The organism is Clostridium pacaense, assembly GCF_020709765.2.
GTDB classification, from domain to species: Bacteria; Bacillota; Clostridia; order Lachnospirales; family Lachnospiraceae; genus Enterocloster; species Enterocloster hominis.
Genome location: NZ_JAJFEB020000030.1, coordinates 41233 through 54703 on the forward strand (window position 1 = coordinate 41233; position 13471 = coordinate 54703).

At 50.8% G+C, this 13471-nt stretch carries 13 protein-coding genes and 1 riboswitch; of the genes, 3 read left to right on the forward strand and 10 right to left on the reverse strand.

What is annotated here, in order from left to right; genetic code table 11:
- Positions 1-46: 46 nt before the first annotated feature.
- Positions 47-1906, reverse strand: coding sequence for an LTA synthase family protein (locus LK536_RS56570; RefSeq protein ID WP_331472316.1), 1860 nt, complete (start codon positions 1904-1906; stop codon positions 47-49).
- 129 nt (positions 1907-2035) lie between these two features.
- Between LK536_RS56570 and LK536_RS56575 the strand changes: the two genes are divergently transcribed.
- A complete protein-coding gene (locus LK536_RS56575; protein ID WP_420315253.1) occupies positions 2036-2272 on the forward strand; it encodes a hypothetical protein in 237 nt (78 codons plus the stop codon).
- 147 nt (positions 2273-2419) lie between these two features.
- On the opposite strand, the gene LK536_RS56580 is transcribed toward LK536_RS56575, so the two are convergent.
- From LK536_RS56580 to LK536_RS56605, 6 genes are all read right to left on the reverse strand, one after another.
- Positions 2420-3757, reverse strand: a complete 1338-nt coding sequence (locus tag LK536_RS56580) for an MATE family efflux transporter (protein WP_227797223.1) — start codon at positions 3755-3757, stop codon at positions 2420-2422.
- A 162-nt stretch (positions 3758-3919) separates the two neighbouring features.
- Entirely contained in the window at positions 3920-5098 is a 1179-nt protein-coding gene (locus tag LK536_RS56585; RefSeq protein WP_130790116.1) for a phosphoribosylaminoimidazolecarboxamide formyltransferase, read from the reverse strand.
- A 19-nt stretch (positions 5099-5117) separates the two neighbouring features.
- On the reverse strand, positions 5118-5831 hold the full coding sequence (locus tag LK536_RS56590; RefSeq protein ID WP_120055805.1) for an IMP cyclohydrolase: 714 nt from the start codon (positions 5829-5831) through the stop codon (positions 5118-5120).
- 77 nt (positions 5832-5908) lie between these two features.
- Positions 5909-5999, reverse strand: a riboswitch (ZMP/ZTP riboswitch).
- 67 nt (positions 6000-6066) lie between these two features.
- Positions 6067-7473: an ABC transporter permease gene (locus tag LK536_RS56595; RefSeq protein ID WP_227797224.1), complete on the reverse strand. Its 1407-nt coding sequence runs from the start codon at positions 7471-7473 to the stop codon at positions 6067-6069.
- Positions 7460-9298, reverse strand: coding sequence for a COG1361 S-layer family protein (locus LK536_RS56600; RefSeq protein ID WP_227797225.1), 1839 nt, complete (start codon positions 9296-9298; stop codon positions 7460-7462). Before LK536_RS56600 ends, LK536_RS56595 begins: the two co-directional genes overlap by 14 nt.
- On the reverse strand, positions 9276-10124 hold the full coding sequence (locus tag LK536_RS56605) for an ABC transporter ATP-binding protein (RefSeq protein WP_474913620.1): 849 nt from the start codon (positions 10122-10124) through the stop codon (positions 9276-9278). Before LK536_RS56605 ends, LK536_RS56600 begins: the two co-directional genes overlap by 23 nt.
- Positions 10125-10491: 367 nt before the next feature.
- Between LK536_RS56605 and pyrB the strand changes: the two genes are divergently transcribed.
- Positions 10492-11415, forward strand: coding sequence for an aspartate carbamoyltransferase (gene pyrB, locus LK536_RS56610; RefSeq protein ID WP_008716388.1), 924 nt, complete (start codon positions 10492-10494; stop codon positions 11413-11415).
- The gene (locus LK536_RS56615) at positions 11409-11840 is read left to right on the forward strand and encodes an aspartate carbamoyltransferase regulatory subunit (RefSeq protein WP_008716389.1); all 432 of its coding nucleotides are present in this window, start codon (positions 11409-11411) and stop codon (positions 11838-11840) included. The genes pyrB and LK536_RS56615 overlap by 7 nt, the downstream gene beginning before the upstream one ends.
- A 172-nt stretch (positions 11841-12012) precedes the next feature.
- Here the strand turns inward: LK536_RS56615 and LK536_RS56620 are convergent, their stop codons facing one another.
- Genes LK536_RS56620 through LK536_RS56630 form a run of 3 tightly spaced genes read right to left on the reverse strand, consistent with a single transcriptional unit; the run spans position 12013 to position 13308 of the window.
- Positions 12013-12456, reverse strand: coding sequence for a GNAT family N-acetyltransferase (locus tag LK536_RS56620; protein ID WP_025487130.1), 444 nt, complete (start codon positions 12454-12456; stop codon positions 12013-12015).
- A 10-nt stretch (positions 12457-12466) separates the two neighbouring features.
- Complete coding sequence (locus LK536_RS56625; protein WP_120055799.1) at positions 12467-12928, reverse strand: DUF5684 domain-containing protein; 462 nt, start codon at positions 12926-12928, stop codon at positions 12467-12469.
- A gap of 11 nt (positions 12929-12939) precedes the next feature.
- Positions 12940-13308, reverse strand: a complete 369-nt coding sequence (locus LK536_RS56630) for a VOC family protein (protein ID WP_008716394.1) — start codon at positions 13306-13308, stop codon at positions 12940-12942.
- Between the last annotated feature and the right edge of the window lie 163 nt (positions 13309-13471).

A 13471-nucleotide genomic window follows, 5' to 3' on the forward strand; every position in this document is an offset into this window, starting at 1 on the left:
CGAGGGCAGCTTGCCAAGTGCTTTTACAATTTTTTCGAGGCTTATACTATTTTACGACAAACATGTCTTTATACTTTTTCCGGTCCAGACTGTGGTTGTACACCAGCGCTTCATAGTCCAGGACCATGTCCTGGTACGGGCAGCGCTCCGACTCAGCCTTGGGCCAGTAATAATAATTGCCTTCCCTGTCATAACAGCCAAGGAAATGCACCACTGGCAGGACTTCCTCCAGCTGGAGAAGGAAACGGTTATATGGCGTCATGTCCAGGTTTGCTCTTTTCAATACCTCCGTGGAAAGGTAGACGGCGCCCAGTTTCCCCATGTCCTCAGAAGGCATGTCATAATTGGTCCAGATAATGAAAGGCGTCTCATACCACATCAGACGGTCCTGGACCGGCACCTGGCTGCTGGGCATGCCCGCGATGGCGTCATAGAACTCATCCTCCACGCTGGGCTGATGGTCGCCAAACATGACAATCATGGTTGGTTCATCCACCTGGGAAAAATATTCCAGCAGATACTGGAATGCCTCGTCTGATTTTTTCATCAGGGACAGATACTGGTCCGTCTTGGGGTATTGGCCCTCATATTTACCGGTAAGCCATACCTCCTGTTGGAAATTATCATATTCGCCTTCATAGCCCCCATGGTTCTGCATGGTGACATTGAAGATGAACAGCCTGTCATCTGGTGATTCCTTGCCCTCCACCACATCAATCAGCCTGTCATAATCCGCCTTATCGCTGACATAATTGCGCAGCTGTTCACTTTCCTCATAAAATTCCTCATCCAGGAATTCATCAAACCCCATATTCTGGTAACACTCCACACGGTTCCAGTTCTCCCCAGGATAAGGATGCATGGCCACCGCAGAATAGCCCTGGGACTTTAATGTGCTTACCAGGGAATAGGTATCAGGCTTTACATTAAATTGGTATGCAATGGAATTGGCAGGCAGAAGGGCCATGGAATCCCCTGTAAGGAACTCGTACTCCGAATTGCTTGTCATGGAACCGAACACAGGCACGGTCAGGCTGCCCTTCACCGTATTCTCCTTAAGGCTGTTAATGAATGGGAAATACTCCACATTCGTGGTAAAATCCCCTGCCGTCCTAAGGTCTGACAGACTTTCATTCATGATACATATCAGGTTCACAGGCGTGATATCCCCGCTATTGTCAGTCTGTACATTGTCCAGGGATGCCAGCTGCACCTGCCCTTCTTCCTCCAGACGGCCATGAATCTCCTTCAGCCGCGCGGTGCTGTAGCCATGGGGCGGCTTCTTAACCACATACTGCATGGAAACCGCAGTGGACAGCACATATCCATATTCCTTATAGGAGTCATTGACCTCCCACATATTGATGCCCCATCCATGCCCCGGCACCAGGGAAATAAAAAACCACGCAGCAAAACTGCCTGTGAGGGCAGCCACCGCACCTCCAGCCGCCAGACGCTGTCTCCATCCCCTGACCCGCCGCGGGGCAAACCACAGGCCTGCGTTCATCAGCACAACTGCCATGCACGCAAGCTTCATTTCATGCGAAACCACGAAGGCATAATTCCCCGCCACCGTGGCCGCGGTCTTGAAAGCCATCACATCCCAAAGCATGATGGGCCTTCCCCTGAACTCCACCACAAACGCCTCTGCCATGGATATGATAAGCAGTGCCGCGGAAATAACAGGAACAGCAATCCGGCTGGTCCCGCTGACAGCAAAAGCGGCAAGATAAAGCACATACATCCATGCGATATTCCACACCGCCATATCACCAGGAACCGTGGCCAGATTACCTGTCACATATTCAAACAGGACATACGATACACAGGGTACCAGTATGAGGCACACGGTTCCAAACACATTCCATATGGTTTTTATATATTGTTGCAGATTTTCCTTTGTCACCAATCCCGTCCCTCTGCAGCGTTTGCCCGATTTTCAGGGCATGTCCCACTCGCTGCATTCCTCTCTGACTGAGTCTTTTTCAGTGCGGCTCTTTCGGAGGCATCTCTTTCCAACATGCCTCTTTCCAACATGTCTCTTTCCAATGCATGTCTTCCGAACGCATCTCTTCCAAACACATGTCTTCCAAGTACATCCCTTCCGAACGCATCTCTTCCAAACACATGTCTTCCAAGTACATCCCTTCCGAACACATCTCTTCCAAACACATGTCTTCCAAGTACATCCCTTCCGAATGCATCCCTTCCAAACACATCCCTTTCAAATGCATCCCTTCCCCGCACGTCTTCATTAACAAACATATCCTAGCACAAACATTTTTCAGGTTCAAGAGACAAATGCTTCCATTGGGACGAATTCACAAAAGCTTCACATTTCCGGAACGGTCTTGATATCCCCACGCCGCAGCCACAATCCTCCGGCTACAGCTACAACCGAATCTCCCTTCCATTCCAACTACAACCGGATACAATACTTCCCGGTAACAATCCTCCTGTAAAACACAACCGTCAGCACAGTAGCCGCAATCCATCCAAAAGGCCAGGCCATCCAGATACCCATGCTGCCAAAGTATCCTGTGAGGATATTGGCCACGATGATGCGCAGGATCAAATCCGGCACCGTGGCCAGCACAAAGTATGCCATTGCCCCGGAACCCCTGATAATCCCATCCGTCATAAGCTTGATGGATATCATGAAGTACATGGGGCTTACAATGCGCAGGAAGCCCACGCCGGAGCGGATTGCCTCCTCACTCCCGTCCCCCAGGAACAGTCCCATCATCTGTCTGCTGAAGCCAAAGTACAGGACAAAGAAGGGAATGGTCGCAAGGATGGACAGCCTGACACCTGTCTTAAAGCCAAGGGAAAGCCGCTCCTTTTTACCGGCTCCCAGGTTCTGGGCCGTGTAGCTGGACAGGCAGCCGCCTAAGGACATGAAGGCGTTGATTGCAAATGTATTCAGTTTGATTGCGCCGGAATAGCCCGCTATGACGGCGGAGCCGTAACGGTTCACGATTTCCTGGACAAACATGTTCCCAACGGAAAGCACGCTCTGCTGCATGATGCTGGGGACAGCGATGGCAGCAATCTGGGACAGCAGCAAAAGGTCAAAAAGCACCACCTTCCGGCTGGTCTTTATCCCCTTAAGCCTCAGGGCCAGGGTGACAAGGGCCAGTCCGGCCGATATGCCCTGGGCAATGAAGGTGGCCCATGCAACGCCTGCCACGCCCCAGTGGAACCCTGCAACGAACCAGTAATCCAGCAGGATATTGCCGATGGACGAGCCGATCAGGAAGTACAGGGGCGTCCTGGAGTCCCCCAAAGCAGTGAAAATCCCGGTACACACATTGTAAAGAAACAGAAAGGTAAGGCCGAACACATAAATCTTCAGGTACAGTTCCCCATCCCCGAATATATTGGATGGCGTATGTATCAGACGCATCATGCTGCCGCAGTACACATATCCCAGCGCGGTGAGGATCAGACTCATGATGCCGCAGGCAATGAATGCGGTGTAGACAGCGGATTTCATTTTCCCAATGTCCCTTGCGCCAAAAAGCCGGGATACCACCACGGACGCGCCCAGGTTGCTGCCCACTGCAAATGCCATGAAAATCACCGTGATGGGATAGGAAGCCCCCACGGCCGCCAGCGCGTCCTCCCCGGCAAACCGTCCGGCAATGCTGCTGTCCGCAATGTTGTAAAGCTGCTGGAACATGACGCTTACAAACATGGGCAACACAAACCGCCACAATGTATTTTTAGGATGTCCCACTGTTAAGTCCGTTATCATACAACACATCTCCTCATTCAAGACACTTGCTTCATTATACCCCTGTGCATGGATGAAGGCAACTGTTTTTATACAAGGGAAAAGGCATGGAAAAAGGCCGGAAGTCCTGAAACTTAAGCCTTCCCGCCTTTTCCCTGTATACCAGAAAATGTCTGTAAACGATTAGTGGTGGAACAATCTGATTCCTGTGAATGCCATGACCATGCCGTACTGGTTGCAGGTTTCAATTACCTGGTCATCCCGCACGGAACCTCCTGGCTGGGCCACGTACTTCACGCCGCTTTTATAAGCCCTGTCAATGTTATCGCCAAATGGGAAGAAAGCGTCCGAGCCAAGGGACACGCCGGACATGGTATCCAGCCAGGCCCTCTTCTCCTCCCTGGTGAACACGGGCGGTTTTACCTTAAATGTCTTTTCCCATCTGCCGTCGGCCAGCACATCCATGTAATCCTCACCGATATAAACATCGATTGCATTGTCCCTGTCCGCACGTCTGATGCTGTCCACAAAGGGAAGGTTAAGGACCTGTGGGGCCTGGCGCAGATACCAGTTGTCGGCCTTGCTGCCGGCCAGGCGGGTACAGTGTACCCTGGACTGCTGTCCGGCGCCAATGCCAATGGCCTGTCCGTTTTTTACGTAGCAGACAGAGTTGGACTGGGTGTATTTGAGGGTAATCAATGAAATCATAAGGTCAACCTTGGCCTGTTCCGTCAGCTCCCGGTTCTCTGTCACGATATCCTGAAGGAGCTCCTTGTTAATCTCCAGGTTATTGTGGCCCTGCTCAAAGGTAACGCCGAATATCTGCTTGCGCTCAATGGCAGCCGGTTCATAATCCGGGTCAATCTGGATGACATTATAATTGCCGTTCTTCTTGGACCTGAGGATTTCCAGGGCTTCCGGCTCATATCCAGGAGCAATGACGCCGTCTGACACCTCCCTCTTGATGATTCTGGCCGTAGCCGTGTCACACACATCGGACAGGGAAATGAAATCGCCAAATGAAGACATCCTGTCAGCGCCCCTTGCCCTTGCATAGGCGCTGGCCAGGGGTGACAGTTCCCCCATGTCATCCACCCAGTATATTTTCTTCAATACATCATCCAATGGCAGGCCCACTGCGGCCCCTGCCGGTGAGACATGTTTAAAGGAAGCAGCCGCAGGAAGCCCGGTTGCCTTCTTAAGTTCCTTCACCAGCTGCCAGCCGTTTAACGCGTCCATGAAGTTGATATAGCCCGGCCTGCCGCTGAGGACAGTGATGGGAAGCTCCTTATCCCCTTCCATAAAGATTCTGGATGGTTTCTGATTGGGGTTACAGCCATACTTCAGTTCCAGTTCTTTCATAACAAATCCCTCTCTCTTTTTATTTGTTCTTATTAACAATCCTTGTCTCATAGGTTCCTGATGCTATATCAATGAAGCGGACAAACAGGGATACCTTGTTATCCTCATTCAGGCTGTTCCATACCATGTCCGTAAATCCGTCAATGGTGCCGGATATGCCCACCGGCTTTGGTTCGCCCTCAAAACTTGGAAGGGGGTTCCCGTCATGCATATAGGTATGGATGAAACGCCCTTCCCCCGGAGCCGGGTTCTCATAGGCGTATGTAAAACGCAGGCATGAGTCAGGATTTCCATGATTGCTCTTTAATATGGACATGGCATAATTATAGCCGCTGTTTTCAATGTGCATGATACCGGAAATACGCGGTGTGTAATTGGGGGCATCCGGTTCAAACTCCCTGGACCTTAAGGACTGCTCAAAGGTCATCTGATGGTCCATCCCTTCGTAGACCGTATCGGTCTGGTCGCCGTTGGTCACAATTGTCTTATTGCCAAGAACCCTCACAGGAGCATAAATAATGAGGCTGGGGTCCTCCAGCTTTGCCGGGTCAAATGCCTGGGTGCGGATGCCCTGTCCGTCCTCCACGAACACGCGGTTGCGGCTGTTGGCGCTCCTTCCCATGATGAAATAGGCGGTCACTGCCTTGGTCCCGTCCTCAGAACGTCCTATGACAATTCCACGTCCGGGATATGCATTGCTTCTCAATTCCTGTTCCAGCGACATCTGCTTCATAGTGTTTCCTCCATTTGCTGTGATTGTTTATTCCTCTGTAAATATAAAAAGAGCCGGCCCGCCGGGCACGCTAAAAACACACGTGCCCAGGCGGTCGGCCAAATCTCCGTAATACGGTCCGCGTGCTCCCTGTGGTTCATCCACTATCCGCCAGTCACACGCCCTGTTATTACTATATATCATTTATTCTAATATTGCAATAGTTTATTAGAAGTTTTACTACTGAATTATCCAATCAGTCATTGCGGATGGCTGCCAGCGGGCTCAGCTTCATAGCCCTCATGGCCGGCATGAATCCTGCCGCCATGCCCACAAAGATGGCAAACCCAATGGCGGATACGGAAAGCCAGGGCGGAATCCTGGAAAGGTTGCCCACCAGCCCATTGGTTTCTTCCAGACTGACAAACTTATTGATGATGCCTGAAATCCCGTAACTCAGGCCGATGCCGATCACGCCTCCCATGAATCCGATAAAACCGGACTCAATAAGGAACATGTTGCGGATGTTGCCCATGTCGCAGCCCAGGACCTTCATGACGCCGATTTCCTTTGTCCGTTCATAGATGGACATCATCATGGTGTTGGCGATGCCGATGGCCGCCACAAACAGGGACACGGCGCCGATTCCGCCAAGTACTGCCTGTATCATCTGGGACTGCTGCTTGGAACTTTCCATCCAGTCCATCCTGCTGCTCACCTGAAAGCCCATATCAGCCACCTGGGCCTGGACATCCTTTACATATTCCATATCGTCCACATAAATCTGCGCCCGGCTGTATACCAGGTAGGGCAGCGCTTTTCCCTTTTTGTTGGTGGGCTGTCCCGGGATGACGGTTCCCTTCTTGAAGGCCTTGCGGAGCTGTGCCTTCAGTCCGTCTATATCGGTAAACACACCATAGGAATACGTGCCGTAATCCTGTGGGCCACCCTCCACCAGCCCGATTCCGTCCATCATATACTTCTTGGGAGGCTTGACCCGGGTCTGGCTGTCATCTGAATCGCCAAAACTGCCCGAATTGTTCCTGGACTGGAAGTATGCATCCATATCAAAGATTATGAAAAGGGGCTTGTTAAGGAAGTCCACGTCCGGAAGTTCTCCGGTATCCCAGTATCCCCTTCCGGTCTTGGAATTATAAAAATCCTGCTGTACCGTATTGCCAAAAACCAGCCCTGTCTCCCCCGGTCCCGGCAGGCGGCCTTCTCCCAGAGGAATCTGTTCCAGGAACTTCTGTCCCACTCCCCTCAGGGTCATGTACTGCGCCTCATAGGCGCCCTGGCGGATGACCACGTTCATGTCCAGGATGGGCGAGACACCGGACACATGGTTCAGGCGTCCGAATTTCTCCATCACCTCATCCGTAATATAGGTGGGGTCTGATGACTTGCCGCTGCCGCCGCCTCCCACCATGACGGCCCCGCCGCCGTAATATGAACCGCCGGAACCGCCATACACATCAATGGTGGTCAGGCTTCCCCAGGAGGACAGCTGCTCCATGAACATCTGGTCCAGGCCGATTCCCAGGGATACCATTACCACGATGGAGGCAGTGCCGATGATGACCCCCAGCACGGTAAGGACCGTCCTGAGTTTCCTCCGTCTTAAATTGTTAATGCTCATGATCAGAAGATCAGGAAATCTCATCGTCCACATCCTCTTCCCTGGCTGCCTTGCGTTTCTTCTTAATAACCATGGCAACAGCTGCAATAACAGCCACTGCCGCCACTGCTCCGGCAATCACCAGAACTTTATACTTACCCCAGAAGGAAGGCGGCTCTGCCTCCACGTCCATGGCGCCCGCCTCCATACCGGCATCCATGCCAAAGGGATCTTCCATCTCCTCTGTCACAAAGAGGGTCAGTTCCTTTTCCACAGGCTCTGCGGCCACGCCGTTTTCATCTTCATAGGTAATCGTTATCTTTATGGTCCCGTCATCCATGGTGGGTGCCACGCCCGTTAGCATGATGTCCACATTGCCCGTGTCGCCCGGTTTGATATTGCCCACATAAGCATCCGTGGTTTTAATGGAATCCCCTTCAAATGCAGCCGTCACATTATAAAGGATGACTTTTCCCGTGTTATTAATGCCAAACATCACATTGGACTCAGAGCCAACCGTCATGGTGTCCGGCATCACGTCTATGGTACTGGTGCTCAGCTTGGCGTACTGCTTCACCGGGATGTCCACCACGATACTTTCTTCCGCGTTCTTAAACTCAGGGCTGTCATATTTTTCCTTGATGGTGATTGCATAGGAGCGCTGGTCCACGCCTGCCCGGGCCGTGAACCTGACCCGCACCTCCGTGCTCTGTCCCGAACCCAGGTCATTGACCACCATGGAGGAGGACCCTGACTTGGTTGTGAATACCGCGCTGTCCGATACCTTTTCAGATTCCAGGTTAAACAGGATATTGCTGGCAGGAACCGAGGTGGACGCATTCTTCATGTTCAGCACCAGTTCGAATTCATTGCCGGCATAGACCTGCTCAGGAACCGTATAATAGCTGTCCACGATGAGTCTTGCCCTGGTCCTGTCATTAGCGTCAAAATCGCCCAGATTGTCCTCTTTGTCCTTGGACACGATATGTACGTAAAAGGTCCCCTCTTCCGTGTGCAGGTCGCCTTCCAAACTCAGGCGGAAGGTAATGGTATACTTTATGGGATAATAGCCGGTATAGGAGTCCTTGCGTATGGCCATGCTGTACGGGGCCGAAACGGTTTCACCTGACTGCACCCGCTCAAAGGTCCTGTCATAGTTGCCGTCATTGATTTCAAATGGGAACTTGGTGTCATCCTCTGACAGCTGCATGCTGATGGTTACATCCTGGGCCGTGGTATTGCGCTTGTTGCGGAAATTAACCGTATAGTCCATCACATTGGGATACACGCCCCGGGGGGTTGCCTGATTCTCTCCGATGACAAAGTAATTGCCTTCTTTTTTATCCTCCTCATCGTCTGTCCCGGATGATGTGTCCGTTGAAATCCAGATATTGATATAGTCGATATCCGTACCGCCGTCCCACTCCAGAAGTATGGGGATGCTGTAATAACCCTGCTGTGCGTCCCTGCGCACATTGGCCGACAGGGATACGCTCTTAATATTGCCCTTCTTGATATTGCCCACATTCTTAGCCAGGAACGTGGTTTCCATGATTTCAAAGGGATAGTAGTCAACCGTATAATCCCCGTTGCCACGCTCTTCAATCTGCTGGAAGTCATTGGTCTGAAGAAGGCTTATCTTCAGGTTGTCCATATCCTCATCCGTGGCCCTTACCCGGAAGGAAATGGACATGGACTTGCCAATCCTTCCCCTTGGCGCCTTGGTTGTGGAAATATAATCATTGTCACTGGCGTTGGTGTTATAGCCCAGCTGATAGCTGCTGGCCATCACGCCGGCCGGACGTGCCCCGGCCATCAGGAATACCATTGATACCAGTATAAGACCTTTACGAATTTTCATTGGTTTCATTCTCACATACTCCCTTTTCTATATGGGTCTCCTCAGCCAGCCTGCCGCCGGTCTCTATGCCCACGATTTTCCCATCCACGATCCGGATCCTCCGGTCCGCATAGGAAGCCAGGTTGTTGTCATGTGTAACCATGACCAGCGTCTGCCCCTGCTCCCTGACAATCTTCTGCATCAGCCGCAGCACCTCCATGGTGGTCCTGGAATCCAGGTTTCCCGTTGGCTCGTCCGCAAATATGATCTGCGGGTTCACCACCAGGGCCCTTGCTATACCCACCCTCTGCTGCTGTCCGCCTGACATCTGGTTTGGCATATGCCTTGCCTGGTCCCCCACGCCTACCAGGTCCATGAACTTCCTGGCCTGCTTCAGCCTGTTCCGTTTTGACACACCCCTAAACGAAAGGGGAAGGGCCACATTCTCAACTGCATTCATGGTGTTCAGCAGATTGTAGGACTGGAAAATGAATCCTACCTTTTCACGGCGGAAGGTCACCAGCTGCTTTTCCGTCATCTTTTCTATATGAGTGCTGCCTATCTCTATCTCGCCCTTGGTAGGCTTCTCAAGACCGGCCAGCATGTTTAAAAGTGTCGACTTGCCAGATCCGGAGGTTCCCACAATCGCCACGAACTCCCCCTTATATATCTCAAAATCCACACCGTCAAGGGCACGGACCTTCATCTCACCCACACGGTAAATCTTGTACAGGTTCTTCACGCTTATGGCCACTTTCCTGCTGTCCGCTGCCGTCAATGCCTCTGCCGCCTCCTGCTTTCCCGTCACCGGCAGTTCCCTTTTATCCGCTTCTGCCGTACCTGTCTGTCCTGCCAAAGCAATGCTCCTTTCCTGCATATTCCTGTGCTATAGTGTACATTTCCCTATTTTTGTACAGTATAGCACAGGCTCAAGTTCCTGTTCTTCTGTATTTTCCTTAAAGTTCCTTAATAATTCCTTACACGGGCCCATGTCCCCATGCCTCCCGGTCACATTTCCATGGAATTCCCTGCTGTGACAGTATATCATAAAATTTTAAAAAAGCCACGAAAAATTACTTGACTTATATTGCATTCTATGTAAGAATATGACGAGGCACAAATCAGTGCCATATCTGGCAGGTTCCGGCTATCGCACTGGTAGGGTGCGAAGTATTTCCCAAAATCAAGATTTTAATAAATTCATAAAGGCAAAGGAGAATCCCATGAGACATTTATTGAATCCCTTAGACTTCTCTGTGGAAGAAATCGATGACCTTCTGGCTCTTGCAAGGGACATTGAGCAGAATCTTCCCCAGTACGCCCATGTGTGTGACGGCAAGAAACTGGCCACCCTTTTTTATGAGCCAAGCACAAGGACACGTTTAAGCTTTGAGGCTGCCATGCTGAATCTGGGCGGCAATGTATTAGGCTTTTCATCCGCCAATTCCAGTTCTGCTGCCAAGGGCGAAAGCGTTGCCGATACCATCCGCATGATTTCCTGCTATTCTGATATCTGTGCCATGCGTCATCCAAAGGAAGGCGCTGCATTCGTGGCAGCACAGAAGGCCCAGATCCCTGTCATCAACGCAGGCGACGGCGGTCATCAGCATCCTACCCAGACCTTAACCGATCTTATGACAATCCGTTCCATGAAGGGACGCCTTGACAACCTGACCATCGGCCTTTGCGGCGACCTGAAATTCGGACGCACCGTACACTCCCTCATCAACGCCATGGTCCGATACCCCAACATCAAATTCATCCTTATATCCCCGCCTGAGCTTCGTATCCCGGATAATATCCGCGAGGACGTGCTCACTGCCAACAACGTGGAATTCGAGGAAGTAGGCAACCTGGACGAAGCCATCGGCAAGCTGGACATCCTTTACATGACACGTGTGCAGAAGGAGCGTTTCTTCAACGAGGAAGATTATATCCGTTTAAAAGACTGCTATATCCTGGACAAGAAAAAGATGAAACTGGCCAAGGAAGACATGTATGTACTCCATCCCCTCCCAAGGGTAAATGAGATTTCCGTGGAAGTGGACGACGACCCAAGGGCCGCTTACTTTAAGCAGGCACAGTATGGGGTATATGTGCGTATGGCCTTAATCATGAGATTACTGGAGGTGGAAAAGCCATGTTAAATATCAGCGGATTAAAGGAAGGCATTGTTTTAGACCACATCGAGGCAGGAAAAAGCCTGGATATCTATTATCACCTGGGCCTGGACAAGCTGGAATGCCAGGTGGCCATCATCAAGAATGCGCGCAGCAACAAGATGGGCCGCAAGGATATCATCAAGATTGAAGGCGGGCTGGATACCCTGGACCTTAAGGTCCTTGGCTACATCGACCACACCATCACGGTCAACATCATTAAGAATGACAAGATTGTTGAAAAGCGCTTATTGAAGCTTCCTAAAAAGATTACCAATGTAATCCAGTGCAAGAACCCGCGCTGCATTACTTCCATCGAGCAGGAGCTTCCCCATATATTCTATCTGGCTGACGAGAAGACCGAGACATACAGGTGCCAGTACTGCGAGGAAAAGTACAGCGAATTTAAGTAGGATACTGGATTTAGAAGGATACGGCTTTAGAAGGATACAGCTTCAGCAAATATAAGGCTTTAAAAGTATATGGCTTAAAAAAAGATAAGAAGAAAGCCCGCCGGGATACATGGATATGTATTCCGATGGGCTTTTCTATTACGTGGTACCACGGCAGGCAGATACAGGACAATCACGCCCTTCTCCTCATATGGAGGATGGGGAACGGGTTCCCCTGCCCGTCCAGTCCATCCCTTTTATAGACCTGGAATCCCATATGTTCATAGAATCCCCTGGCGCCGGGATTCTGCTCATTCACGCAGACCTCTGTCACTGAAAAATCCCTGAACATGGATTGGACCATTGCCTTGCCAATCCCCTGATTCCTGAAGTCAGGTGAAATAAACAGCATTTCCAGCTGCTCCTTGTCAATACCTGCAAACCCGGTGATGACACCCTGATCCTCCGCCACCAAGAGCACCGGGATGCTTCTGAGCGCATCGGGAACATAGGCTGCAATCATGTCGATGTCTGCCGGCGTCAGGAATGTGTGGGTGGCTGAAACGGAATCCCTCCAGATACGCATCAGTCCGCTGATCATCTCCGGGCTACGCTCCGTACATATTCTTATCTCCATGTCATGTTCCCTAATCCCATCCCTGTCCCACTGACTGCGGGCGCTTTCCCTCCGGCCCGATGTAGGTGGAGCCGTCAAAGGCCAGGATCAGCAGGAAGATGGGATTCAGCAGGATAAGGCCGATTGCGAATCCCGTTCCGTGGCCAAAGGACATGGACATCTTAACACAGGCAATGATGTTCATCACAATCGTCCCGATGGATGCGGCATAATACAGGAACAGCATCCCGTCCATATTCTCAAGGATGGCCGTGGCAACGGCAAATGCCATGAACACGGCAAACATCTTCGTATTCCAGACCAGCTTATATTCGGTATAGGTGCTGTAGATGGGAATCAAGGCTTTCCAGCCCGGCTCCCCTGCCTTGTTGAATATCATCCAGTAGGCAAGGATATAGATGATGAGCAGGACCACACCTATAAAGAACAGTAAAACCCCAAAACCCAGAAGCAGCATGACAAGTTCTTCCATTGTGTCTCCTCCTATCCTCTGGCCGGGACAATCTCAAGCCAGTAGCCGTCTGGATCCGTGATGAAATAAATACCCATGCCAGGGTTTTCATAGCAGATGCATCCCATCTCTTCATGATGCTTGTGGATATCATCAAAGTCATCCACGTGGAACGCAAGATGGAATTCACATTCCCCCAGGTTGTAGGCTTCGGTCCTGTCCCTTAACCAGGTCAGTTCAAGGGTGAAGTCAGTTTTACCGTCACCCAGGTACACCAGCTTAAAGGATCCGTCAGAAGCTTCTTTTTCCCTTACCGGCACCAGTCCCAGGGCTTCCTTATAAAAAGCAAGGCTCTTATCCAGGTTCAGTACATTAAAATTAAAATGGTTAAATGTTATCATAGAATTCCCTCCTTATCGTGAAATAGTAAATCCGCATTGACACGTTGTTATTATAGCACATGGTTACCTGAATTACCATATGCAGGAAAAAAGGTTCTATACTGAATGTTGGGGTGTGCTGAAAAGCACACTTCCAACATTCTTTTGATTGTAATAAAATACA

What these genes read in the sequence shown, in the direction of transcription:
- LK536_RS56575 (WP_420315253.1), top strand. Translation starts at nt 2,036, where the DNA reads ATGTCTCTTTCCAATGCATGTCTTCCGAACGCATCTCTTCCAAACACA.
- LK536_RS56580 (WP_227797223.1), bottom strand. Translation starts at nt 3,757, where the DNA reads ATGATAACGGACTTAACAGTGGGACATCCTAAAAATACATTGTGGCGG.
- LK536_RS56585 (WP_130790116.1), bottom strand. Translation starts at nt 5,098, where the DNA reads ATGAAAGAACTGGAACTGAAGTATGGCTGTAACCCCAATCAGAAACCA.
- LK536_RS56590 (WP_120055805.1), bottom strand. Translation starts at nt 5,831, where the DNA reads ATGAAGCAGATGTCGCTGGAACAGGAATTGAGAAGCAATGCATATCCC.
- LK536_RS56595 (WP_227797224.1), bottom strand. Translation starts at nt 7,473, where the DNA reads ATGAGATTTCCTGATCTTCTGATCATGAGCATTAACAATTTAAGACGG.
- LK536_RS56600 (WP_227797225.1), bottom strand. Translation starts at nt 9,298, where the DNA reads ATGAAACCAATGAAAATTCGTAAAGGTCTTATACTGGTATCAATGGTA.
- pyrB (WP_008716388.1), top strand. Translation starts at nt 10,492, where the DNA reads ATGAGACATTTATTGAATCCCTTAGACTTCTCTGTGGAAGAAATCGAT.
- LK536_RS56615 (WP_008716389.1), top strand. Translation starts at nt 11,409, where the DNA reads ATGTTAAATATCAGCGGATTAAAGGAAGGCATTGTTTTAGACCACATC.
- LK536_RS56620 (WP_025487130.1), bottom strand. Translation starts at nt 12,456, where the DNA reads ATGGAGATAAGAATATGTACGGAGCGTAGCCCGGAGATGATCAGCGGA.
- LK536_RS56625 (WP_120055799.1), bottom strand. Translation starts at nt 12,928, where the DNA reads ATGGAAGAACTTGTCATGCTGCTTCTGGGTTTTGGGGTTTTACTGTTC.
- LK536_RS56630 (WP_008716394.1), bottom strand. Translation starts at nt 13,308, where the DNA reads ATGATAACATTTAACCATTTTAATTTTAATGTACTGAACCTGGATAAG.